The sequence below is a fragment of the Streptosporangium sp. NPDC023615 genome (assembly GCF_040640155.1).
Classification (GTDB): Bacteria; Actinomycetota; Actinomycetes; order Streptosporangiales; family Streptosporangiaceae; genus Streptosporangium.
In genome coordinates this window covers 167265-189714 of record NZ_JBFABE010000009.1, presented here as the reverse complement: position 1 = coordinate 189714, position 22450 = coordinate 167265, and the positions used below count along the sequence as shown (strand labels likewise).

The window sequence follows — 22450 nt, the reverse complement described above, 5'->3', positions numbered from 1 at the left end:
CAGGACCCGCCCGAGCCGAGGCTCGCGGCCACCGCCACCCTGCGCGAGGTGCACGTCGTGACGACCCCGGCGGCGCCCGGACGCCCGAACCCTACTCGGCGGTCTTCTCGGCGAGGGTCACGGTGGCCGTCTGCGGCTGCCCGTCCCGGACGTAGGAGATGGTCACCTGCCGGCCCGGCTTGAAGCCGCGGACCGCGCCGACCACGGTGGCGGCCTCGTCCACGACCGTGTCGTCGATCTTCGTGATCAGGTCGCCCTGCCTGATGCCCGCCTTGTCGGCCGGGCTGCCCTGGGTGACCTGGCCGACCAGGGCGCCGCCCGCGTCCCCGGTGGCGTCGGTCACGCTGACCCCGAGGAAGGCGTGGGAGACCTTGCCGTCCGCGATCAGTTCCTGGGCCACCTGGTTGGCGGTGGTGATGGGGATGGCGAAGCCGACACCGATGCTGCCCTCGCCGCCGTTGGTGGCGATGGCGGTGTTGATGCCCACCACCTGCCCGGCGGCGTTGACCAGCGCGCCGCCCGAGTTGCCGGGGTTGATCGCCGCGTCGGTCTGGATGGCACCGCCGATGGTGATGCCTCCGCCCCCGCCCTGCGCCTGCCCCGGCCCGCCCCAGCCCGGCGGGAGCTGCTGCCGTCCCTGGTCGCCGCCGACGGTCAGCGTGCGGTTCAGCGCGCTGACGATCCCGGCGGTCACCGATCCGGACAGGCCCAGCGGGCTGCCGATGGCGAGGACGGAGTCGCCCACCTTGAGCCGGTCGCTGTCGCCGATCGAGGCCTTGGTGAGGCCGGAGACGCCCTCCGCCCTGATGACCGCGAGATCGGTGGCCGGGTCGGTGCCGACGACCTTGGCGGTGGCGCTCTTGCCGTCGCTGAACCTGACCGTCACCTGGTTCCCCTCGGCGCTCTGCCCCCCGGCGGCCACCACGTGGTTGTTGGTCAGGATCAGGCCGTCGGACGAGAGAACCACCCCGGACCCCTCACCCCCGCCCGCGGCGGTCTTGACCTCGATGGACACCACTGAGGGCTGGACGGCCTGGGCGATGTCGGCGACGGTCGTCGCGTTGCCGACCGGGCTGACGACCGGTGCCGAGGACGAGACCGTCACGGCGGGCTCGTTCAGCGCCGTGGCGGCGAAGGCCCCTGCGACCCCACCCCCGACGGCCATGGCCGCCAGCGCGAGGCCGGCCCCCAGCTTCTGTCCCGCGCTCAGCCGTCCGTGCCGCGCCGGGACCCCGGCGGGCGTGCCGTGGGCGCCCCAGGCCCCGTGCCCGCCGGGCTCGGCGTGCCCGCCGTGCCCGTCACCGTGGGCGCCTGTCCCCCCGGACCCCCCGGGCGCCTCGGCACCGAGGTGCTCGGGCACCGGGTGGATCAGCGTCGGCTGTGGCGCGGTGTCGTCGGAACCGGTGCGATAGGTCCCCGCGCGCGGCGGCACCCTGCCGAACTGGGTCCAGCCGTCGTTGCCGGGGGTCGCCTCGGTCGATGTGGCCTGCTGCTCGTTCCTTGTCGGCTCCATGTCTTCCCCCACGTCCCACGTCCCCCCGGTTCCACGGGGCGGAAACCGGTGTCCACCGGTTGATGAAAAGCATGCCCGGCCCCGCGTAAGACCTGGTTAAGCCCCTGATCCGAGTGATCGCCTTCTCCTGACAACGGCTTTATCAGCCGTGCTCGGAGCCCCTGCAGGAGACGGGAGAGAGCCGGAAGAATTCTCCGGGGGCACGCCCGGGGCCGGCGGCCGAGCCGGTGGGAAAGCCGGTCGGCACGGACACGGGACGCGCCGGGGCCCGCCGCCCCGATCCACGCGGTCCCGGTCGCGGTCCCGGTCCCGGTCGCGGTCCCGATCCGCGGTCCCGGTCCGCCGTCCCGGCCGCCGCGGCCGCCGCGGCCCGCTCCGCCTCCCGGGACCGGAGGCGGCCCGGTCGTCGGGAGCAGGCCGCGGGGGCCGCGGGGGCTAGAAGGTGAAACCCTGATCGGTGCCGTTCCCCTGTGTTCTCTCCAGCTCGGCCCCCAGACCGGGCACCAGGCGTTCGAGGGCCTCGTGCCATTCCCGATGGCGTCCGGGGTGTTCCACCATCGCTCCGCACGTCCTGCACATGAGTGGCTGGGGCAGCGTCATGCGAGATCCTTTCGGTTTGACGACCGGCCGCGCCGGCCCTCGGCGCTGCAGCGCCTCACGCCGGATCCGGTTGAACGGCGTCTTCCCTGCCGGGCGCGTCCGGAACCGGATTTCCGGCCGCTTTCACGCGCGTTTCTCCGGGAACCGGGCTCGGGCCGCCGAGAGCACGCGGGTCGCCGAAGGGCACGCGGGCCGCCGGGCGTACCGGAGCACGCCCCCGCCCGTACGGAGGGCGTGGTCAGGACGACGTGGCGGGCCAGTACTCGTCGCGCAGCAGGCGCTTGTAGAGCTTGCCCGTGGGATGCCGGGGCAGCGCGTCGCGGAAGTCCACCGACCGGGGACACTTGTAGACGGCCAGATTGGCCTGGCAGTACTCGATCAGCTCGGCCTCCAGCTCCGGGCCGGCCATGTCCATGGAGGCCGGCTGGACGACGGCCTTGACCTGTTCGCCCATCTCCTCGTCGGGTACGCCGAAGACGGCCACGTCCGCCACCTTGGGGTGGACCGACAGGACGTTCTCGGCCTCCTGCGGGTAGACGTTCACCCCACCAGAGATGATCATGTAGGAGCGGCGGTCGGTGAGGTAGAGGAACCCCTCCTCGTCGACGTAGCCGATGTCGCCCAGGGTCGTCCAGCCACGGCCCAGCGGGTCGCGGGAGGACATCGTCTTGGCCTCGTCCCCGTGGTAGACGAACTGGGGCCCCTCGGAGAAGTAGACGGTGCCGTGCTCGCGCGGCGGCAGCTCGTTGCCCTCCTCGTCGCAGATGTGGACGACGCCGAGCAGCGGCCGGCCGACGGTGCCCTTGTGCTCCAGCCAGTCCTTCGAGCCGACGTAGAGGAAGCCGTTGCCCTCGGTCCCGGCGTAGTACTCGTGGACGATCGGCCCCCACCAGTCGATCATCCGCTCCTTGACCGGGACCGGGCAGGGGGCGGCGGCGTGGATCGCGCAGGCCAGCGACGACAGGTCGTGGCGGGCGCGGGTCTCGTCGGGCAGCTTGAGCATCTTGATGAACATGGTCGGCACCCACTGCGAGTGGGTGACGCGGTACCGCTCGATGAGCGCGAGCGCCTCCTCCGGGTCGAACCTCTCCATCACCACGATCGTGGCGCCCAGCCGCTGGAAGCTCATGGAGTAGCGCAGCGGGGCGGCGTGGTAGAGCGGCGCCGGGGAGAGGTAGACGCTGTCGGCCGAGGGCGCGAACAGGAACTGGATGAGCTGGAGCAGCGGCCCCGGGGTGTCCAGCGGCGCCTTCGAGAGCGCGGGCTTGACGCCCTTGGGGCGGCCCGTGGTCCCGGAGGAGTAGAGCATGTCCGCGCCCTGGCACTCGTCCTCCAGGGGCGTGGACGGCCGGGCGGCGACCGCCTTCTCGTACGGCTCGAAGCCCGGCGCGGTGCCGTCCGTCATGAGCCTCAGCCGGACCCTGGGGGTGAGGTCGGTGACGGAGGCGGCCACGTCCGCGAGCGAGGCCGAGGAGATGAAGACCTGGGCCTCGCAGTTGTCGACGATGTAGGCGAGCTCGTCGGTCTTCAGCCTGGAGCTGATGGCGGTGTAGTACAGGCCGGAGCGGTGCGCGGCCCAGGCGACCACCAGGAACAGCGGGTGGTTCTCCAGCATGAAGGCGATGTGGTCGCCCGGCCGCAACCCGGCGGCGCGGAAGAGGTGAGCCAGGCGGTTGGACTGTTCGTCCAGCTCGCGGTAGGTGACGACCTGCCCGGATTCCGCCATGATCACAGCGGGCTTGTCCGGCGTTACTGCTGCGATGGCTCCCGGGTGCATGAAACCGAACATTACTCGGTATGGGGTTCACCCGGAAGACCCGCACGCCGCGGAGCCCGGCCCCCCGTGTGGGGACCGGGCTCGGCGCGCCGGAGGATCGCGGGGATCAGGCGTGGTGGTAGACGGGCTTCCAGCCGCTCTGGTAGCCGTTGGGGTGGCCGCGGTGCCCGCGGCTCACCTTGACGTAGATGTGCTCGGCGTTCTTGCCGTCGAAGGAGTAGTGGGCGGGCTTCTTCGAGCAGTTCTTGAAGCTGGTGAAGTCGGTCGAACCGTCGAAGCCCACGACCTTGAAGGTCTCCCACGCGCAGGAGTGCTTCGACCTGCCCCACCACTTGTGGTTGGTGAGCGTGCTGTCGACGGTGTAGTGGTACTGCGGCACCCACTTCCACACGTGCTTCTTGTACCACGTCTTCACCCAGACGCACTTCTTCTTACCGTGGTGCCAGGTGCACTTCTTGACGACCTTGGGGTACTTCTTCCAGTACCAGTGCTTCGTGACCTTCTTCTCCACCGTGACCTTGCCCTCGGCCTCGGCACGCTCGTCACCGGAGGCGTAGGGCCCCCAGGTGTCGGCGAAGTAGGGGCTCGTCGCGGTGACGGTCTGGGCGGGGGCGGCGGTCTCGGCGTTGGCCATCGCCGGGGCGCCCGTCGCGATCAGGGTCGCCGCACCGGCGCCCAGCATGATTCGGGTGACGAATCGCATGTGAGGGGTTCCTCTCGGGTGTGAGGATTTTGTCTCCCCTGTTGTACGACGTCCCGATTGCCCGTTACTTTCACCTCGCTTGAATCCCGAGGTCACCTCGCTGATCACTTTCCTTTTTCCGGATGAATCACGGAATAACGGTAAAAGGAAAGTGATCCGTCGCCCCTCCGGGGACGCGCCGAACGCGTTCCCGGAGGGGGCCGTCACGGTGACCGCGGGTCAGGCGGCGGCGCGCCCCGGCGCCTCGGCGGTCCCGGTCGTACCGGCGGTCCCGGCCGTCCGGGCCGGGGTGAGCGCGATGGCCAGGACCTCGCGCACGTCGCTCACCGTGTGCACGGTGAGCTCGTCGCGCACGGCCTGCGGCACGTCGTCCAGGTCGGGCTCGTTGCGCGCCGGGATCAGCACGGTGGTGATGCCCGCCCGGTGGGCGGCCAGCAGCTTCTGCTTGACCCCGCCGATCGGCAGCACCCGGCCGGTGAGGGAGACCTCGCCGGTCATCGCCACGTCGGCGCGGACCTGCCGCCCGGACAGCAGCGAGGCCAGGGCCGTGATCAGGGTGACGCCCGCGGACGGGCCGTCCTTGGGAACGGCTCCGGCCGGGAAGTGGACGTGCACCGAGCGGTCCTTGAGGGACCCGACAGGCAGCTCCAGCTCGGCGCCGCGCGAGCGCAGGTAGGACAGGGCGATCCTGGCCGACTCCTTCATGACGTCGCCGAGCTGGCCGGTCAGGGTCAGGCCGGTGTCGCCGGTCTCGGGGTCGGCCAGCGACGCCTCCACGTACAGGACGTCGCCGCCCGCCCCGGTGACCGCCAGGCCGGTGGCCACGCCGGGCACCGCCGTGCGCTGGCTGGACTCGGGGAGCGAGGACTCGGGCACGTGGCGCGGGCGTCCCAGGTAGGGCACGAGGTCGCCCACCTCCACGGGCAGCTCGCCCTCGCCGAGGGCGACGTTGGCCGTCACCTTGCGCAGGATCCTGGCGATCGAGCGCTCCAGCGAGCGGACCCCGGCCTCCCGGGTGTACTCGCCGGCGAGCGAGCGCAGCGCGTCCTCGCCGATGACGACGTCCTCGGCGGTGAGGCCTGCCTTGTCGAGCTGACGCGGGAGCAGGTGGTCGCGGGCGATGGCGACCTTCTCGTCCTCGGTGTAGCCGTCGAGCGTGACGATCTCCATGCGGTCCAGCAGCGGGCCGGGGACGGACTCCAGCACGTTGGCGGTCGCCAGGAACAGCACGTCGCTCAGGTCGAGCTCGACCTCCAGGTAGTGGTCGCGGAAGGTGTGGTTCTGCGCCGGGTCGAGCACCTCCAGCAGCGCGGCGGTCGGGTCGCCCCGGTAGTCGGAGCCGACCTTGTCGATCTCGTCGAGCAGCACGACCGGGTTCATCGAGCCGGCCTCGCGGATGGCCCGGACGATCCGGCCGGACTGCGCGCCGACGTAGGTGCGCCGGTGGCCCCGGATCTCGGCCTCGTCGCGGACGCCGCCGAGGGCGACACGGACGAACGTGCGGCCCATGGCGCGGGCCACGGACTCGCCGAGCGAGGTCTTGCCGACCCCGGGAGGACCGGCCAGCGCGAGCACGGCGCCGCTGCGGCGCCCGCCGACCACGCCCAGGCCCTTCTCGGCCCTGCGCCCGCGGACGGCCAGGTACTCGATGATGCGGTCCTTGACGTCGTCGAGGCCGGTGTGGTCGGCGTCCAGGACGGCGCGGGCCGCGGCGATGTCGTAGGAGTCCTCGGTCCGCTCGTTCCAGGGGATGTCGAGGACGGTGTCGAGCCAGGTGCGGATCCAGCCGGTCTCGGGAGACTGGTCGGAGGTCCGCTCCAGCTTGTCGACCTCCTTCAGGGCGGCCTCGCGCACCTTGCCGGGCAGGTCCGCGGCCTCGACGCGGGCGCGGTAGTCCTCCTCCTCGGAGGCGGAGGTGTCGCCGTTGAGCTCGGCGAGCTCCTTGCGGACCGCGGAGAGCTGCTGGCGGAGCAGGAACTCGCGCTGCTGCTTCTCCATGCCCTCCTGGACGTCCTTGCGGATCGTCTCGGCCACGTCGAGCTCGGCCAGGTGCTCGCGCGACCACTCGACCAGCATCGACAGGCGCTCGGCCGGGTCGGCGGTCTGGAGGATCTCGGCCTTGCGCGCGGTGGTCAGCCAGGGGGCGTAGCCGGAGTTGTCGGCGAGCACCGACGGGTCGCTCATCTGGTTGACCGCGTCGACGACCTGCCAGGCGCCCCGCTTCTGCAGGATCGTGGTGGCCAGCGCCTTGTACTCCCTGGCGAGCTCGTGGGCGCGCTCGCCGGCCGCGATCACGGGGATGACCGTGGCCTCCACCCACAACGCGGCACCGGGACCGGTCGTGCCGGTGCCCACCCGGACCCGGTCGGCACCGCGCACCACGGCGGCGGGCTCGCCACCGGGAAGCCTGCCCACCTGCTCGACGATCGCCCGCACGCCCACCGAGCCGTACCGGCCGTCGATCCGGGGAACGAGCAGGACCTCGGGCTTGTTCTCGGAGAGAGCCTGCGCCGCGTCGATCGCGGCCCGGACCTCCGGCTCGGACAGGTCAAGCGGGACCACCATGCCCGGCAGCACGACCTCGTCGTCGAGCGGCAGGACCGGGAGGATCAAGCTCTCACTCATGTGAACTCCAAGGGTTGAGTTATACAGGCTCAATTAATGGGAGCCGCAGAATGTTCCCGAGGATGAGCGAGTTCGCTGTGAGCGATCGTAATGATGTAATCGCGAGACGCGAGGGCGCTCCCTCGAGCCGGGCGTACCGGGCCGGTCGTCCCCCTCACCCCAGGGGGTGACGTGCGGTCTCACCCTCCGGGGTGAGGCCGGGCGCGGCCGGGCTGCCTAAGCTTGGCCCGGTGACGTCCCCTCCCCCTCGGCGGCGCGCGCGTGCGGCCCGCCAGGCCGTCCTGCGCCTGATCACCCCGCTCGTCGAGGCGCTGGTGACCGGGGCGCCCGATCCGCCCCGGCCCCGGACCGGCCGGCTCAACCCGCGGGTGCCCCAGGTCCTGGGAGTGCTGCCGTTCCGGAACATCGACCTGGTCCTGCTGGCCGACCTCGCCCTGGCCTTCCTGCTGTTCCAGACCGAGCTGGGCCGTCTCAGGGAACTCGTGGCCGAGACGCGCTCCTCCCTGGACGTGCAGGGGCTGGTGCTCGCGGCCCTGGCCTTCTCCCTGCCGCTCGCGCTGCGCCACCGCTGGCCGCTGGCCGCGTGGCGGTCGGCGGTGCTGCTGATCCCACTGGGCACGATGATCTGCCGCCAGCTCCTCGACATGCCGTACACCGCGGCTGTCGCGATCATGTTCACGCTCGTGGTCTACGCGGTCGCGGTGCGCTGCGAGCGGCGGATCACCGTCGGCGCGTGGATCGTCTCGGTCCTGGGCGCCTGGATGATCCACCCCGACTCGATGGCCGTCGTCACCCTCATGGTTACCGTGACCGTCCTGTTCGGGCACAACGTCCGCGCCCGGCGGCTGGCCCTCGGCAGGCTCGCCCAGGAGGAACGGCGCAGCGAGCAGGCACTGGCCGGGCAGGCCGTCCTGGAGGAGCGGGCCAGGATCGCCAGGGAGCTGCACGACGTCGTCGCCCACCACATGTCGGTGATCGCCATCCAGGCCGAGGCCGTCCCGCTGCAGGCGGCCGGGGACGCGGCGCGCCTGGAGGAGGGGCTCGGGCAGATCCGCACGCTCTCGCTCGCGGCCATGAACGAGATGCGCCGCGTGCTGGGCGTGCTCAGGGAGGGCGACGAGCACCCCGACACCGCGCCGCAGCCGGGTCTCGGCCGCCTGGAGGAGCTCGTCGGCACCGCGCGCTCCGCCGGGCTGACCGTGACGCTCCGCCTGGGCGGCGACCTGACCGGGCTGCCTGCGGCGGTGAGCCTGTCGGCCTACCGGATCGCCCAGGAGTCGCTCAGCAACGCCATGCGGCACGCCCCCGGCTCCACCGTCTCGATCACGATCGTCCGCTCCGGCGCCGAGCTGCGGGTCCAGGTGACGAACACCGCCGGGCACCGCTCCCCCGGTCTGCCGGGACCGGCCGGACACGGCCTGATCGGGATGCGCGAGCGCGTGTCCATGCTCGGCGGGAGCCTGTGGATCGGGCCGGTCGGCACGGGGTTCGCGGTCACCGCCATACTGCCGATCATGGAGAACGCATGACGATCCGGGTGCTCATCGCCGACGACCAGGGGATGGTACGGACCGGTTTCACCGTGTTCCTGAGCACGCAACCCGACATCGAGGTCGTCGGCGAGGCCGCCAACGGCGCCGAGGCCGTGGCACGGGTGGCCGAGCTGCGGCCCGACGTCGTCCTGATGGACGTGCGGATGCCGGTCATGGACGGCCTGGAGGCGACGCGGAAGATCACGGAGGGCGCCGATCCGGCGCCGAAGGTCCTGATCCTGACCACGTTCGACCTCGACGACTACGTCTACGAGGCGCTGCGGGCCGGGGCGAGCGGGTTCCTGCTCAAGGACGCCTCGGCGCAGCAGCTCGCCGAGGCGGTCCGTGTGGTGGCCTCCGGGGAGGCGCTGCTGGCGCCCTCGGTGACGCGGCGGCTGATCGCGGAGTTCGCCCGCGTCGGCCCGCACCGGCCGCGCGGGCGGCTGGACGACATCACCGAGCGCGAGACCGAGGTGCTCGCGCTCATCGCGCGGGGCAGGTCCAACCAGGAGATCGCCGAGGAGCTCGTGCTCTCCGAGCAGACCGTCAAGACCCATGTCGGCCGCATCCTGGCGAAGCTGAACCTGCGCGACCGCGCCCAGGCGATCGTGTACGCCTACGAGACGGGCCTGGTCCGCCCGGGCGGGTGACCGCCGGGCACCCCATCACCCCCCGGGGTGAGGCGGGGGTAGGTCCCCGGGGGCGATGCGGGTGACCCGCCCGGATTCCTAGCGTTCTGTTCGGTTCCTCGACCGGACAGGAGTTTCCCGATGCCTCGCCGCGCGCTCGCCGTGGTCACCGCAGCCGCCCTCACCTACGTGTTCGTCCCAGCCCTCCCGGGCGACCGGATCATCAGGGTCTACGGGGACCTGCGTGCCGCCGAGCACGTCGCGGTCGTCGTCCCCGGCTCCGGCACCACCTCCGCCTCCTTCGACCGCGGGCGCGCCAAGCCGTACAGCACCCCCGAGGGCGGCGCCCGCGCGGTGCTGGCCGAGGCGCGGTCGCTGGCCCCCGGGGCCCGGCTGGCGGTGGTGGCCTGGCTCGGGTACGACAGCCCGGCCATCGAGAGCCTGGCGGTGCTGAACGACGGGGCCGCCGAGCGGGGCGCCGTGGACCTGCGGCGGTACGTCACCGAGACACTTCGGGGCAAGCGGGTCAGCCTGCTGTGCCACAGCTACGGCTCGGTCGTGTGCGCCAAGGCCGCCCCCGGCGCGGGCGTCGAGGACGTGGCCGTCTTCGGCAGTCCCGGCCTGGGCGTCTCCCCGGCCGACGGGATGGGCGGCGCCCGGCTGTGGGCCGGCAGCGGCAGCGGCGACTGGATGAGGAAGGTCCCCAAGACCCGGATCGGACCCCTCGGGTTCGGCCCCGACCCGATGGGCCCGGCCTTCGGCGCCAGGCTGTTCGCGGCGGGCGCCGCCGGGCACAGCGACTACTTCGCGCCGGGCGGGACGTCCCTGCGCAACCTGACGCTGATCGCCCTCGGCCGGACGGGTGAGGTGTCCGGTGCCTGACCGTGTCGCCCGGCTCGAGGCGGAGAACGGCGCGAAGGAGCGGACCGGGACGACGGGGACCCGCGCCGCCGGACGGATCGGGACGGCGGTGGACGGCGCGGCCGAGAGGATCGAGGCGGCCACTCCCGCCGGCCGGGACCGGGGCATGGACGCGCTGCGCGCGCTGGCGATCCTCGGGGTGGTCACCGGGCACTGGCTGGTCACGGCCTGGGCGCACGCCCCCGGCGGCCGGGTTCGCCTGTCCAGCCCGCTCGCCCACCTGCCCGCCCTCACCCCGGCCTCCTGGGTGCTGCAGACACTGGCGATCTTCTTCTTCGTGGGCGGTTACGCGGCCGCCCGGAGCCTGCGGCGACCCGCCGGCCGTCCCGGTCGCTCCGCTGGTCCCGATCGTCCTGGTCCCTCCGGGCGTCCCGGCCGTTCCCGCCGTTCCGGGCGTCCCGATCACTCCGGTCACTCCGGTCACTCCGGTCACTCCGGTCAGTCCAGTCAGTCCAGTCACTCCGGTCACTCCGGTCACTCCGGCGCCAGGATGCGGAGGCTGCTGGGGCCGGCGGTGCCGCTCCTCCTGGTCTGGGCGGGGATCGCGGCCGGGATGGCACTGCGCGGGACCCCGGTGGAGACGATCCGGGCGATGGCGCTCCCCGCGGTCGGGCCACTGTGGTTCCTGGCCGTCTTCGCCGCGCTGACCGCGACCGCTCCGCTGCTGCTCCGCGTCCACCCGGTCGTCACGGCCGTGGCGGCGTTCGCGGCGGTGCTCGGGACGGACCTGGTCCGGTTCGGGATCGGCGGCCCCGCGTGGGTGGGGTGGGCGAACCTGGTGGCCGCCTGGCTGGTGCCGTACGCACTCGGGATCGCCCTGGCGGGCGGGCTGCTCTCCTCGCGCCGGACGGCGGCGGGGCTGCTGGCCGGCGGGACGGCCGGGGCGGTGGCGCTGGTGGCGGGCTTCGGGTACCCGGCGAGCATGGTGGGGGTGACCGGGGCGGCCGTCTCCAACCTGAGCCCGCCCACGCTCGCCGCGACCTGCTTCGGGCTGGCCCAGGTGGGACTGGCGCTGCTGGTACGCGAGCCGCTGGCCCGGCTGATGAGCCGCCCCCGGGTGTGGGCGGCGGTGGCGCTGGTCAACCTCTCGGCGATGACGATCTTCCTGTGGCACCAGACCGCGCCGTCGCTGATCGCCTTGGCGGCCCTGCGCTTCGGTGACGTGCCCGGCCTGCTCGGGCTTCCCGCCGAACCGGTCTGGCTCGCGTACCGGCTGGCCTGGCTCCCGGTGTTCGCGGTCGTTCTCGCGCTCACCTGGCTTCCGCGGTCGATACCGGGACGATCGACGCCGAGACGGCCGAGCGGAAAGTCGAAGATCGTTAAACCATGAGAAGCCGGATGACCTCGTCTGACCGCGTCCCGGTGAATTCCCGCGCCGACTGTTGATCTTCTTCCTGGCGCTTCGATCAGGATGGTCGGCTCCGACACGAGCACCGCAGGTTCGACCGAACCTCCGGCATGTTCTGACAGCAGAAACCCTCGGAGCTCTCGAGTGGACCTCAGGAGGTGAAGGCGTACTCGCCGTTCTCCTCGTCCCAGATCAGCGTCTGGTCGTCGACGTGGACGTCCCACTCGGTGCCCGGCAGGGCGGACCTGAGCCGTCCGAGCGTCGAGCTCATGTACCGCTCCAACTGGGCGAGCATGGGCTCGATCCCGCAGTCGCCGTGGGAGACCTTGGTGGAACCCCGCAGGACCACGCCGGGTTCCTCGGATCCGTCCACGGCGTAGAAGCCGAACTCCTCACAGATCTCGCCCGCGTCCGTGACGTGCTCCGGGACGATCCCCTCCTCCTTCCAGCCCGGCAGGCTCCGGTTCAGCCGCTCGGACAGGTCCCGGTTCTCCTCCGCCAGGATCCCGGCGATCCGCTCCCGTTCCCGTGTGTCGAGCCCGTGTTCACGGCGCGCGGTGTAGTAGATCGAAATTCCCATGTCCGTGTCTCCTCGCAGGGCCGTTCCGGGCCCGCCGCCCCTCACCGGGCCGCCGCGCCGGAGGACGAACCCGCCGGCGCGGTGAGCCGCCGGGGAGGCCGGGCGCTCACCGTCGAGCACCCGACCCTCTCACGGCCTTCCGTCTCCTCCGGCGCGGGGGCCGTTTCGTGGGGGCCGCACTCCCCCGTCGTCGGCTTGACGGGGCCACGGGGTTTTTGTGACACTGTGTCATAAATTTTCTCTTGTCTCGGAGTGATCATGAGCGAGCCGTCGTTCTCCGAAGTCCTCAGGAACGCCACCTGGGGTGATCACGAGTCCGCCGAGGACGAGAGCTACCTCAAGGCACTGATGGCCGGCCGGCTCAGCCCCGAGGCCTACGGCGAGATGGTCGCCCAGCACTACTTCGCGTACGTGGCCCTGGAGAGCGCCTCCCGCTCCCTGTCCGCCGACCCCGTCGCGGCGCCGTTCGTCATCCCCGAGCTCTACCGGGAGGAGGCGCTCGTCCGCGACCTGGAGACGATCTACGGCTCCGGCTGGCGCTCCAGGATCGAGCCCTCCAAGCCGACCCTGACCCTGGTGGCCCGCATCAACCAGGTCGCGGCCTGGCCGGGCGGTTACGTCGCCCACCACTACACCCGCTACATGGGCGACCTGTCGGGCGGGCAGTTCATCCGGATCGAGCTGGAGAAGATCTACGGCTACCGGCCGGGCGGCGGCGTCGACTTCTACCGCTTCGACGGGATCGGCAGCCTGCCCCGCTTCAAGAACGACTATCGGGCCAGGCTGGACGCGCTGCCGCTGGACGAGGCAGAGAAGCGGCGCCTGATCCGCGAGACCAGGCTGGCCTACCTGTTGAACACCGAGGTCCTGGGCGAGCTCGCCCGGGTCACCCGGCCGGAGTACGCGGCCTGACCCCAGACGCCGGGCGCTGTGCGACCATGGGTCCATGCCCCGGATTTCGGCCGCGACCGTCGGTGAGCACCGCGCACAGACCCGGGATCGCATCCTGCGGGCGGTCTCGCGGCTCTCCCGCGACCAGGGCATCGACGCCATCTCCATGACCGACGTGGCCGGCGAGGCCCAGATCACCCGCACCGTGCTCTACAACTACTTCCCCGACAAGGCGGCGCTGCTGCTCGCCTTCACCGAGCGGGTGACGCACTACTTCATCGAGGGCTACGAGCGGGAGCTCCCGGAGCGGGCCACGCCCGCCGAGCGGCTGCGGGTGTTCGTCAGGCTCCAGCTCGACGGGCTCCTCGCCCACCCCCACCCCGGTCCGGCCGACCTGTCCGCCGCCCTGGGCCCGGACGCCTACCAGCGCCTGGCCGACCATGTCGAGCCGATGCAGCGCATCCTCACCGGCATCATCGACAGCGGCGTGGCCTCCGGCGACTTCCAGGCCCCCGACGTGGCCGCCACCGCCCGGATGATCCTCGCCGTCATCGGCGCCGAGCGGGTCCCGCTGCTCAGCGGCGCGGTCACGCCGCGAGAGGCCGAGGAGATCGTCTCGGGTTTCGTGCTGCGCGGCCTGGGCGCTCGCGGGAAGTCCGCCTGACACCACGGCGGCCGGTCGGCGGCGATGGGGAAATGTCGGTGGGGGCGGCTAGCTTTCCCTCGACCCCCGACGCAAGGAGCGCACCAGATGTATCGCCAGGGAGACGTCCTGATCATCCCCGTTCCCGAGGAGGCGGTGCCCGCCGCCGCCCTGTCCTCGCCGTCCGTGCCGCGTGACGCCCGAGGGCGTCTGGTGCTGGCCCTGGGCGAGGCCACCGGCCACGCCCACGCGGTGGTCGGCCCCGGCACCCTGGTGCGCGGCCTGCGCCCGATCGACCCCGACTTCCTGCACGTCCCCTCGGGCGGGCGCGTCGTGCACGAGGAGCACGGTGCGATCCCGCTGCCCAAGGGGTGGTATCGCGTGCAGCGTCAGCGTGAGTACGTGCCGGGCGCCTTCCGCGTCGTCGCCGACTGATCCCGCCGGACCGGCTCGTCCGGCCGGCCCGCCCGACGACCGGTTCGCGCGGCCGATCCGCTCGACCGGCCCCGTTCGACCGGCCCGTGCGGCCGATCCACCCGATCGGCCCGTGTGGCCGATCCCCTCGACCGGCCCGCCCCCGGCCGATCCCCTCGACCGATCCGCCCACCCCAGGAGCACACGTTGACCGCCATCACCCAGACCTCCGCCCCCGCCGGGCCGGCCGGGCTCCTCACGGCCGGGGCCGCCGAGGCGCTGAACGCCGCCGCGCTCCGCTGGGAGGAGGTGGCCTTCCGCCAGGGGCCCGCCGAGCGGCCCGCGGCCGAGGAGGGGGTGCGGCTGGCCTACCGGCTCGGCGGGCTGCCCGAACCCGAGAAGATCATCTGGGTCGACTCCCCCCTGGCCGGTGCCAGGGCGATCGTGACGCTCGGTGCCGGAAGGACGGTCCGCGACGCGGTGCGGACCGCGCCCTGGGAACGGGCCAGGGCCGAGGTGCACTCGGCGCTCGGCACCACGGCCTGGCCGCTGGCCTGGTCGCTGACCGGTGACCGTCTCTGGCGGCCGGTCAACCGGCTGGTCACCCAGATCCGCCGGGCCGTGGCCGCGTCCGAGGAGTCGGAGGTCACCGGGGCGGCGCTGCGCGCCTCGACGCTCGACGCCGTGCTCGGCCAGCACGACGCGCCGTGGCTCTCGATGTTCGACGCGCTGGGCCGGCCGGAGGTGGAGGGGCTGGCCGAGGTGGCCGGGGCGGCGGGCTGGTGGTGGCCGTTCGAACGCGTCGCGCTGATCTGTGAGCGTCCGGCGGAGCTGCACCGCGACGACTCCGGCAGGCTCCACCGGGGTGAGGGCCCGGCCCTGGTCTACCCCGACGGCTTCGCCCTGCACGCCTGGCACGGCATGCCGGTCCCGGCCGATTTCGGCGACTCCATCGCGAACCTGACCCCCGGCCGCATCCAGGCCGAGGAGAACGCCGAGCTGCGCAGGGTCATGCTGGAGCACTTCGGCTACGACCGCTACCTCGCCGAGTCCGGTGCCACCCCCGTGCACCGCGACGAGACCGGCGTCCTGTGGCGCATCGAGCTGGGTGAGGACGAGCCGGTGGTGATGGTCGAGGTGATCAACTCCACCGCCGAGCCCGACGGCACGTTCAACCGCTACTGGCTGCGCGTCCCGCCCGCCACCCGCACCGCCCGCGAGGGCGTGGCCTGGACCTTCCAGCTCTCCGAGTCCGACTACCGCCCCGAGCGCGAGACCTGAGGAGAGCCACCGGGGCCGGCCCGCGTACCCGCCTTCCTGCCTGCCGGTCCCTCGGTCAGCCCGATGCCGCGAGACCCGATGTCGCGAGGCCCGGTGCCGGTCAGTCCGGTGCCGGGCGGCCCGTCTCCGAGAGGCGGGCCGGGATCCGTTCCAGGATCCCCCCGGCGAAGACGTCGTAGAGGCCGGTCGGTTCCAGGTGCACGTACCCGATGTGGCAGTCGCACAGCGCCGCCGGACACGCCCTGGCGGCCGGCCGGAACGTGCCGTCGTAGAGGTTGCCGAGCACGTCCGGGACGAAGTGGCAGCGCCGCACCGTGCCGTCCCCGTCGACGGAGATCACGCTCTCCCCGGTGCGGCACGGCATCCCGGCGCTGCGGTGCGGCGTCCGGCTGTACGAGAACAGCGGGTCGACGGCCGTCCAGGCCTCGGCCTCCTCGTCGGTGTAGAGGGCGCCCTCGGCGGCGTTCACCCAGAGGTAGACCCCGGCGGGAAGGTCGGCACGGAGGCGGCGGGCGTGTTCGAGGTGATCGGGCAGCCCGACGACGCCGACACTGAAACGCACTCCCCGGGCCGCCAGGTCACGGCAGCGGGTGAGGAAACGCTCGTAGCCGACCTGGCCCGGGTGGTAGGTCACCCACAGGGCGAGCGTGTCCAGGTCCGCCTCGGCGAGCCAGCCGGGGCGGCAGCTGAAATTGGTCTGGATGGCGACCCGGCGTACGTGCGCCAGGTGGCTCAGCTCGACCATCGCCGTGCGGTACCAGGAGCGGACCAGCCCCTCCCCCCACGGGGTGAAGAGCACCGAGACCGGGTGGTCGCGACCGGCCACCCAGGCGGTGAACCGCTCCAGCGCCGCCCGGTCCAGCCTGAGCCGTCCGGGGTCGTCGCGCCGCTTGGCGAACGGGCAGTAGGGGCAGTCGTAGTCGCAGCTCGCCAGCGGCCCCCGGTAGAGGATCGTCAGATGCTCCGGGTCCCGCCCGCCCGCGGGCGGCACGGGGACGAATCGTCCGGGAGCCGGGAGGTCCACCGGATCGGGCATCGCGCTCACCGCTCCTGGTAGCCGGCCATCAGCGCCCGGACCCGGCCGGAGAACAGCGCCGGGCCGACGGCGTCGGAATGGGCCAGTCCTTCGGCGGTGAGACGGATCCGCCCGGATCCCGCGCCGGGTTCTTCCCGGGCCTCCGGAGCCTGGGGTTCGAGCCAGCCCCGGACGGCCAGGCGTTCCAGCTCCGCGCCGAAGTTGGCCTCCACCCCGGCGCCGAAGCGGTCACGGTAGGCCGCCCGGTCCAGCCCCTCGGCCTGCAACAGTGACTGGATCAGGTGGCGGCGGCGCCGGTCCTCCTCGTCGAGCGTGAAGCCCACGTTGGCGACCGCGAACTCCTCGGCGGGCAGCCGCACGTAGTCGTCGATGATGCCGCGCACCGCGCCCGCGCCCACCGCGTACTCGTAGGAGTAGTGCAGGTCGGAGGTGTAGGAGCGGGCACCACAGCCGAGCCCGACCATGCCGTCGCTCTGGCAGGTGTACTCGGCCGGGGAGGAGCGGCCCGGCAGCCGGAACATCCGCATCGAGACCTGCTCGTACCCGGCCGCGAGCAGGTGGTCGCGGCCCTGACGGTAGAGGGCGAGCCGCTGGTCGTCCCAGTCGCGGGCGCGTCGGCCCAGACCGGTGAGCGGGCGGACGTACAGCGGGTAGAGGTAGATCTCCTCGGGTTTCCAGGCCAGCGCGGCGTCCAGCGAGTACCGCCAGGACGTCTCGGTCTGCCCGTCGATGCCGTAGATCAGGTCGATGTTGAGCGTCTCGAACCCGGCCTCCCTGATCAGGCCGAGCGCCGTCTCGACCTCCTGCCGCCTCTGCGGCCTGACCGCGGCGCGGGCCTCGGCGTCGACGAAGCTCTGCACGCCGATGGAGACGCGGGTGGTGCCCCGCTCGACCAGGACCGCCAGCCGGTCGGCCGTGGCGGTCGCCGGGGAGGTCTCCACCGCCAGCGGCACGGCCCGCAGGTCGGCCCCGGTGATCTTCTCGACGAGGTCGAACATCCGGGTCAGCTCGGCGGCGCTCAGGTAGGTCGGCGTGCCGCCGCCGACGGCCGCCGCCGCGAACCGGGGATCGCCCAGGGCGTCCCGTACGGCACCGGCCTGGCGCTCCAGCGCGTCGAGGTAGGCGTCGACGAGCTCCTCGGGCGCGCCGGTGCGGGTGAAGAGGTTGCAGAACCCGCAGCGCATCTCGCAGAACGGGATGTGCAGGTAGAGGAAGAGGCGGCCGAGGGGCTCGTCCGCCCACACCCGCTCCAGCGAGGGACGCGGGTCGAGCGGCCGGTAGGCCGTCTTGTGTGGATACGCGTAGACATATCCCTGGTAGGGGCTCGCGCCCGGATCCGACGTCATCGCCATCGCCCCCGCTCCATCGTGAACTCACCGTAGGGCACGGTCCAGACGACCTCGTGGCCGATCCGGTGCCCGACGTACCCGTCCTCACCGTAGGCGGTGCCGTGGTCGGAGCAGACGATCGCGTACCCCGGCCTTCTCTCGCTCATCAGCGCGAACAGCCTGCCGATGTGCCGGTCGACGTACTCCAGCGCGGCGGCGTGGCTGCGCGGGCCGTCGCCCTCCTCGGGGGTGCCGCCCGGCAGGTGGAACCAGTTGGGCTGGTGCAGCGCCGAGACGTTGACGAACAGGAAGACCGGCCCCCGCGCCCCTGCCACCGCCCGCTCGGCGCACGCGATCTGCGCCTCGAACGAGGCGGGGGCGGTGACGCCGAACTCCGGCTCCCAGTGGCTCTCGGCGAACAGCGCCGGGAGCGCGGACCCGAGCGGGGTGAGCTTGTTGAAGAACCCCACCCCTCCGACGCAGATCGTGTGGTAGCCGGCCGCGGCCAGCCCGCCGGGCAGGTCGGCCGCGTCGAACACCCAGGTGCCCGGGGTCGTGGTCTCGCTGCCGGGGAACGCCGCGGCGAACGGCCGCGGATGCGGTCCCGGCGCGGCCGGGGTCGGCAGGAATCCGGCGAGGATCGCCGCGTGCGCGGCGTAGGTGAAGCTGCCGGGGCTGTGCCGGCGCTCCCAGCGTCCGCCCGGCAACGCTGCGGCCAGGGTGGGCAGGCGCCCGGCCGCGATCAGTTCCTCGGCCACGTCGTGGCGGAGCGTGTCGAGCGTCACCAGCAGCAGGTCGTGGCTGCCCACGATCTCGTTCATGTCGCGCACGGGGCGGCCTCCCTCGGAGCGGGAACCGCGCCGGCCCGACCCGATCGGGCCGCCTCGTGACCGGCCGCCTCGTGACCGGCGGTCCCCTGGGGGAGCGTCTTCTGCCGGGCCAGGATCGCGCGGACCTGGGCGTCGTAGGTGTCCAGGCCCTCGGCGGAGCCGCCGGACAGGCCCCCCAGCCGGGGAAGCAGGTCGCCGAACGCGTTGACCTCGGCCACCGCGAGGCCACGCCAGTCCACCCCGATCATCAGGTCGACCCCCACCGCCAGGCTGCCCGGGAAGCAGGCCGCCGCCCGCGCGCAGACGTCCAGGGCCCGGGCCCAGCCGTCGGGGCCGAGACCGGCCCGGACGGCGCCGAGATCGCCGCGCGCGCCCCCGAGATGCAGGTTGGTCATGGGGCCGCGCCCGGCCCGGACCACCGCGTGGGTGGGGGTGCCGTCCACGACGACCACCCGCAGGTCGATCGCGCGTCCCGCCAGGCTCGCCTTGGGGAACCAGCGCTCGACGTGCAGCCCGTCCGCGGCCAGCAGGCCGACGATCAGTGCCAGGTCGCCTTCGTGCTCGTAGGAGCGCAGGCGCAGGGAGTTGTGCAACTCGCCGAAACCGGAGCCGGAATCCGGACCCGGACCCGGACCCGGGATGGGACCGGGACCGGGGATGGGACCGGGACCGGGGATGGGACCGGGACCGGAGACCGGGCCGAGGCCGGAACCCCGGCCGGGGCCGTGGCCGGGGGTCAGGGCCGCCGACGTCACCGCCCTGACCTTCTCCCCGCGCACCTGCAGGGCGATGATCCCGGAGGCCGACGAGCCGTGGGCCGGTTTGACGAACACCCGGCTCCACCCGGCCTCGTCCATCCTCCGGCGCAGCTCCCGGTAGCCGTCGATCGGCCCGGGAAGGGCGGGCGGGACCGGGACCCCGGCGGCCGACAACCGGGCGTGGCAGAGCCGCTTGTCGAACATCACCGCGATCTCGCCGACGTCGGCGAGCAGCACGGCGCCGGGCGTGCGGGCCACGGCCCGGCCGATCCGCGCCGCCCCGGCCACGAAGGTGGCGTACCAGCGGGCTCCGCCGCCCACCCGGGACGGCTCCCCCGGGCCGCGCAGCAGCTCGTCCGCCTCGGCGTCCTCGCCCGGCGAGTCGATCCGCACGAGCGTGCCCGGCGCGAGCCCGATCTCCTCGCCGCGCAGCACGGACGTCCACGGCAGCGACGCCGGCTCGTCCAGGCCGTGGCGGGCGCAGGCCTCGGCGAACAGCGTGACCCGCCGCTCCCCGGGCGTGCCGACGACGGCGAGCGCGGTCACTCGGCGACCGCGACGTAACGCCACTCGCCGTCGGGGTCCTCCTGCTCCGACACGTCGAGCTCCACCCCGGAGCCGGAGAACGCCGCGGTGAGGCGCTCGACCATGGGGTCGGTCATGAAGTGGTGGTGCAGGTCCAGACGCCGCAGGTGGGTGAGCGGCTGGCCGGAGAGCAGCGCCTCGGCGCCCTCGTCGGTGAGCACGCCCATCGACTGGTCGAGCGACTCCAGCCGTGCCACCACCGGGGCCGCGGCGACCGCGGCGGCGACCTCGTCCTGGATCTCGCTGTTCTGCAGGCCCAGGTGCCTGAGCGCGGGCAGCCGCTCCCCGGACAGGATGGCCTCCAGGTCGGTCACGGTGGCGTCGCCGCCGTACTCGCTGGTGCCGAGCCAGAGCTCCAGGTACTCCAGGGCGGGCAGGTCGCTCTCGGCGACCGCCCTGACCACGGCGGCGGGCAGCCCGCCCGCCTCGAAGCGCAGCACCTTGAGGTGCTCGTGCCTGACCGGCCGGAACACCAGGTCGGAGCCGCCGCGGACCTCAAGGCGCTCCAGCAGCGGGAACGCCTCCAGCAGCGGCGTGACGTCGCTCTGCCGGATCCAGGAGATCTCGCACTCCTCCGCCTCCATGGCGCCCAGGAAGAGCGAGCGCAGCGCGGGCAGGCGCGCCGCGTTCTCCGTCAGCAGCCGGACGATCTCGGCGGAGGTCTCCTCGTAGGCCTCGCCCCACCCGCCGATGATGATCGCCTTGACCTCGGTGGTCTCGACGGTCTCGACGAAGCGCGCGAACTGGCCGGCGAGCGTCTCGTCGTCGTCGTAGACGTGGACCGAGAGGCGCCAGGCGGTCTCGCCCGCCACGGGCATGGGGGCACCCGGGGGGCGCAGGCCCTCGATGGGCAGGCCGGCGTACCGCCCCTTGTGAAGACCATCGACCTTGTCGTCGAACTCGCTGTAGTCCATGGCATGCTCCCGTCGGGCTGAACGTGACAGGACCCGTCCTACCAGAGATGGACGACACTTCATGAATCGTGTGCCTGGTCGCGGGGGTCGCGGGCGTCCGCGATGATGAGCTCCATGGACAACGGTCATCTGCGGATCGGCTCCGCGGCGGGGCGCTGGGTGCTGCTCACCACCGTGCTCGGCTCGGGCATCGCCCTGTTGGACGGCACGGTCGTGAACGTGGCCCTGCCCGCGCTCGGCGCCTCCCTGGAGGCGGACATGGCCGGCCTGCAGTGGACGGTCAACGCCTACACCCTCACCCTGGCGGGCCTGATCCTGCTCGGCGGCTCGCTCGGCGACCGCTACGGCAGGCGCAGGGTCTTCCTGATCGGCGTGATCTGGTTCGCCCTGGCGTCGGCCCTGTGCGGCCTGGCGCCGAACGTGGAGACGCTGATCGCCGCCCGCGCCCTCCAGGGTGTCGGCGGGGCGCTGCTCACGCCCGGCTCCCTGGCGATCATCCAGGCGTCCTTCGCGCGTGAGGACCGCCCCAGGGCGATCGGGGCGTGGTCCGGCCTGGGCGGGGTGGCCGCGGCCGTCGGCCCTCTGCTCGGCGGCTGGCTGGTGGAGACGGCCGGCTGGCGCTGGGTGTTCCTGATCAACCTTCCGCTGGCCGTCCTCGTCGTGGTGGTCGCGCTGCGGCACGTGCCCGAGAGCAGGAACCCCGGCGCGGAGGGCCGCTTCGACGTGCTCGGCGCGGCTCTGGCGGCGCTGGCGCTGGCCGGGATCACCTACGGCCTGATCGACCTGGAGGTCGTCCCGGTCGTGGTGGGCGTGCTGCTGGGCGTGGCCTTCGTCTGGCTGGAGATCAGGCGTTCCCCCCGGGCGCTCGTACCGGTCGACGTCTTCGCCTCCCGGGTGTTCACCGCGGTCAACGTCGTCACGTTCGTCATGTACGCGGCCATGGGCGTGGTCTTCTTCCTGCTGGTCGTCCAGTTGCAGGTGTCGTCGGGCTTCTCGCCGCTGGCGGCCGGGTCCGCGATGATCCCGATAACGATCCTGATGCTGCTGCTCTCGTCGCGGGCGGGCGAGCTGGCCAGGCGGGTCGGGCCGCGGCTGCCGATGACGGCCGGCCTGGTGATCTGCGCGGGGGCCCTGCTGCTGATGTCGCGGATCGGCCCCGGCTCGTCGTACGTGGTGGACGCGCTGCTCCCGGCGGCCCTGTTCGGCCTGGGGCTCTCGGCGGCGGTCGCGCCGCTCACCGCGACCGTGCTGGCCACCGCCGCCGAGCGCCACGCCGGGGTGGCCAGCGGCGTCAACAACGCCGTCGCCAGGACCGGCGGGCTGCTCGCGGTGGCCGCGATCCCACCGCTGGTCGGGCTGACCGGTGACGCCTTCACCTCCCCGGAGATCTTCACCGCCGGGTTCCGCACGACGATGGTGATCAGCGCGATCATGCTGGGTCTCGCCGCGCTGATCACCTTTCTCACCATCCGGGAGAACGTGCTGATCCGGCCGGAGCCGAAGATGAACTGCCCCGTGACGACTCCCGAACCCGGCAGGTGA

At 72.8% G+C, this 22450-nt stretch carries 20 protein-coding genes; 9 read left to right on the top strand and 11 right to left on the bottom strand.

Features of this window, described 5'->3' with window-relative positions; genetic code table 11:
* Window positions 1–91 precede the first annotated feature (91 nt).
* From AB0G16_RS10430 to lon, 5 genes are all read right to left on the bottom strand, one after another.
* A complete protein-coding gene (locus tag AB0G16_RS10430) occupies window positions 92–1513 on the bottom strand; it encodes a trypsin-like peptidase domain-containing protein (RefSeq protein WP_362801793.1) in 1422 nt (473 codons plus the stop codon).
* A gap of 435 nt (window positions 1514–1948) precedes the next feature.
* On the bottom strand, window positions 1949–2113 hold the full coding sequence (locus AB0G16_RS10425) for a hypothetical protein (RefSeq protein WP_362801790.1): 165 nt from the start codon (window positions 2111–2113) through the stop codon (window positions 1949–1951).
* Between the two features lie 238 nt (window positions 2114–2351).
* The gene (locus AB0G16_RS10420; protein ID WP_362801787.1) at window positions 2352–3890 is read right to left on the bottom strand and encodes an acyl-CoA synthetase; all 1539 of its coding nucleotides are present in this window, start codon (window positions 3888–3890) and stop codon (window positions 2352–2354) included.
* A gap of 106 nt (window positions 3891–3996) precedes the next feature.
* The gene (locus AB0G16_RS10415; RefSeq protein ID WP_362801784.1) at window positions 3997–4593 is read right to left on the bottom strand and encodes a hypothetical protein; all 597 of its coding nucleotides are present in this window, start codon (window positions 4591–4593) and stop codon (window positions 3997–3999) included.
* 219 nt (window positions 4594–4812) lie between these two features.
* Window positions 4813–7218 (bottom strand): endopeptidase La, encoded by a 2406-nt coding sequence (gene lon / locus AB0G16_RS10410; RefSeq protein WP_362801781.1) that lies wholly within the window; start codon window positions 7216–7218, stop codon window positions 4813–4815.
* Between the two features lie 230 nt (window positions 7219–7448).
* On the opposite strand from lon, the gene AB0G16_RS10405 reads away from it, so the two are divergent.
* From AB0G16_RS10405 to AB0G16_RS10390, 4 genes are all read left to right on the top strand, one after another.
* Window positions 7449–8747 carry a histidine kinase gene (locus AB0G16_RS10405; protein WP_362801777.1) on the top strand — a complete coding sequence of 433 codons (1299 nt, stop codon included), beginning with the start codon at window positions 7449–7451 and terminating at the stop codon, window positions 8745–8747.
* Window positions 8744–9400, top strand: coding sequence for a response regulator transcription factor (locus AB0G16_RS10400; protein WP_362801774.1), 657 nt, complete (start codon window positions 8744–8746; stop codon window positions 9398–9400). Before AB0G16_RS10405 ends, AB0G16_RS10400 begins: the two co-directional genes overlap by 4 nt.
* 120 nt (window positions 9401–9520) lie before the next feature.
* Window positions 9521–10261, top strand: a complete 741-nt coding sequence (locus AB0G16_RS10395; protein WP_362801772.1) for an alpha/beta hydrolase — start codon at window positions 9521–9523, stop codon at window positions 10259–10261.
* Window positions 10254–11630: an acyltransferase gene (locus AB0G16_RS10390; RefSeq protein WP_362801769.1), complete on the top strand. Its 1377-nt coding sequence runs from the start codon at window positions 10254–10256 to the stop codon at window positions 11628–11630. The genes AB0G16_RS10395 and AB0G16_RS10390 overlap by 8 nt, the downstream gene beginning before the upstream one ends.
* Before the next feature lie 169 nt (window positions 11631–11799).
* On the opposite strand, the gene AB0G16_RS10385 is transcribed toward AB0G16_RS10390, so the two are convergent.
* Window positions 11800–12228, bottom strand: coding sequence for a hypothetical protein (locus AB0G16_RS10385; protein ID WP_362801766.1), 429 nt, complete (start codon window positions 12226–12228; stop codon window positions 11800–11802).
* Between the two features lie 258 nt (window positions 12229–12486).
* On the opposite strand from AB0G16_RS10385, the gene AB0G16_RS10380 reads away from it, so the two are divergent.
* From AB0G16_RS10380 to AB0G16_RS10365, 4 genes are all read left to right on the top strand, one after another.
* Window positions 12487–13140: a biliverdin-producing heme oxygenase gene (locus tag AB0G16_RS10380; protein WP_362801763.1), complete on the top strand. Its 654-nt coding sequence runs from the start codon at window positions 12487–12489 to the stop codon at window positions 13138–13140.
* Between the two features lie 34 nt (window positions 13141–13174).
* Window positions 13175–13783 carry a TetR/AcrR family transcriptional regulator gene (locus AB0G16_RS10375; protein WP_362801760.1) on the top strand — a complete coding sequence of 203 codons (609 nt, stop codon included), beginning with the start codon at window positions 13175–13177 and terminating at the stop codon, window positions 13781–13783.
* A gap of 87 nt (window positions 13784–13870) precedes the next feature.
* Entirely contained in the window at window positions 13871–14197 is a 327-nt protein-coding gene (locus AB0G16_RS10370) for a hypothetical protein (protein WP_362801757.1), read from the top strand.
* 186 nt (window positions 14198–14383) lie between these two features.
* Window positions 14384–15457, top strand: a complete 1074-nt coding sequence (locus AB0G16_RS10365; RefSeq protein ID WP_362801755.1) for a DUF6745 domain-containing protein — start codon at window positions 14384–14386, stop codon at window positions 15455–15457.
* Between the two features lie 100 nt (window positions 15458–15557).
* On the opposite strand, the gene AB0G16_RS10360 is transcribed toward AB0G16_RS10365, so the two are convergent.
* The 5 genes from AB0G16_RS10360 to AB0G16_RS10340 are packed head-to-tail and all read right to left on the bottom strand — an operon-like array spanning window position 15558 to window position 20908.
* Window positions 15558–16493 carry an STM4011 family radical SAM protein gene (locus AB0G16_RS10360; protein WP_362801752.1) on the bottom strand — a complete coding sequence of 312 codons (936 nt, stop codon included), beginning with the start codon at window positions 16491–16493 and terminating at the stop codon, window positions 15558–15560.
* Window positions 16494–16498: 5 nt separating this feature from the next.
* The gene (locus AB0G16_RS10355; RefSeq protein WP_362801750.1) at window positions 16499–17845 is read right to left on the bottom strand and encodes an STM4012 family radical SAM protein; all 1347 of its coding nucleotides are present in this window, start codon (window positions 17843–17845) and stop codon (window positions 16499–16501) included.
* Window positions 17836–18642, bottom strand: coding sequence for an STM4013/SEN3800 family hydrolase (locus AB0G16_RS10350; RefSeq protein WP_362801805.1), 807 nt, complete (start codon window positions 18640–18642; stop codon window positions 17836–17838). Before AB0G16_RS10350 ends, AB0G16_RS10355 begins: the two co-directional genes overlap by 10 nt.
* Window positions 18639–19955, bottom strand: a complete 1317-nt coding sequence (locus tag AB0G16_RS10345; RefSeq protein ID WP_362801747.1) for an STM4014 family protein — start codon at window positions 19953–19955, stop codon at window positions 18639–18641. The genes AB0G16_RS10350 and AB0G16_RS10345 overlap by 4 nt, the downstream gene beginning before the upstream one ends.
* Window positions 19952–20908 carry an STM4015 family protein gene (locus tag AB0G16_RS10340; protein WP_362801744.1) on the bottom strand — a complete coding sequence of 319 codons (957 nt, stop codon included), beginning with the start codon at window positions 20906–20908 and terminating at the stop codon, window positions 19952–19954. The genes AB0G16_RS10345 and AB0G16_RS10340 overlap by 4 nt, the downstream gene beginning before the upstream one ends.
* 114 nt (window positions 20909–21022) lie before the next feature.
* Between AB0G16_RS10340 and AB0G16_RS10335 the strand changes: the two genes are divergently transcribed.
* Entirely contained in the window at window positions 21023–22450 is a 1428-nt protein-coding gene (locus tag AB0G16_RS10335; protein ID WP_362801741.1) for an MFS transporter, read from the top strand.

Bases quoted from the DNA above. Each gene is read 5' to 3' on its own strand.
- AB0G16_RS10430 (WP_362801793.1), bottom strand. From the start codon at position 1,513: ATGGAGCCGACAAGGAACGAGCAGCAGGCCACATCGACCGAGGCGACC.
- AB0G16_RS10425 (WP_362801790.1), bottom strand. From the start codon at position 2,113: ATGACGCTGCCCCAGCCACTCATGTGCAGGACGTGCGGAGCGATGGTG.
- AB0G16_RS10420 (WP_362801787.1), bottom strand. From the start codon at position 3,890: ATGCACCCGGGAGCCATCGCAGCAGTAACGCCGGACAAGCCCGCTGTG.
- AB0G16_RS10415 (WP_362801784.1), bottom strand. From the start codon at position 4,593: ATGCGATTCGTCACCCGAATCATGCTGGGCGCCGGTGCGGCGACCCTG.
- lon (WP_362801781.1), bottom strand. From the start codon at position 7,218: ATGAGTGAGAGCTTGATCCTCCCGGTCCTGCCGCTCGACGACGAGGTC.
- AB0G16_RS10400 (WP_362801774.1), top strand. From the start codon at position 8,744: ATGACGATCCGGGTGCTCATCGCCGACGACCAGGGGATGGTACGGACC.
- AB0G16_RS10395 (WP_362801772.1), top strand. From the start codon at position 9,521: ATGCCTCGCCGCGCGCTCGCCGTGGTCACCGCAGCCGCCCTCACCTAC.
- AB0G16_RS10385 (WP_362801766.1), bottom strand. From the start codon at position 12,228: ATGGGAATTTCGATCTACTACACCGCGCGCCGTGAACACGGGCTCGAC.
- AB0G16_RS10380 (WP_362801763.1), top strand. From the start codon at position 12,487: ATGAGCGAGCCGTCGTTCTCCGAAGTCCTCAGGAACGCCACCTGGGGT.
- AB0G16_RS10375 (WP_362801760.1), top strand. From the start codon at position 13,175: ATGCCCCGGATTTCGGCCGCGACCGTCGGTGAGCACCGCGCACAGACC.
- AB0G16_RS10370 (WP_362801757.1), top strand. From the start codon at position 13,871: ATGTATCGCCAGGGAGACGTCCTGATCATCCCCGTTCCCGAGGAGGCG.
- AB0G16_RS10360 (WP_362801752.1), bottom strand. From the start codon at position 16,493: ATGCCCGATCCGGTGGACCTCCCGGCTCCCGGACGATTCGTCCCCGTG.
- AB0G16_RS10355 (WP_362801750.1), bottom strand. From the start codon at position 17,845: ATGGCGATGACGTCGGATCCGGGCGCGAGCCCCTACCAGGGATATGTC.
- AB0G16_RS10350 (WP_362801805.1), bottom strand. From the start codon at position 18,642: ATGAACGAGATCGTGGGCAGCCACGACCTGCTGCTGGTGACGCTCGAC.
- AB0G16_RS10340 (WP_362801744.1), bottom strand. From the start codon at position 20,908: ATGGACTACAGCGAGTTCGACGACAAGGTCGATGGTCTTCACAAGGGG.
- AB0G16_RS10335 (WP_362801741.1), top strand. From the start codon at position 21,023: ATGGACAACGGTCATCTGCGGATCGGCTCCGCGGCGGGGCGCTGGGTG.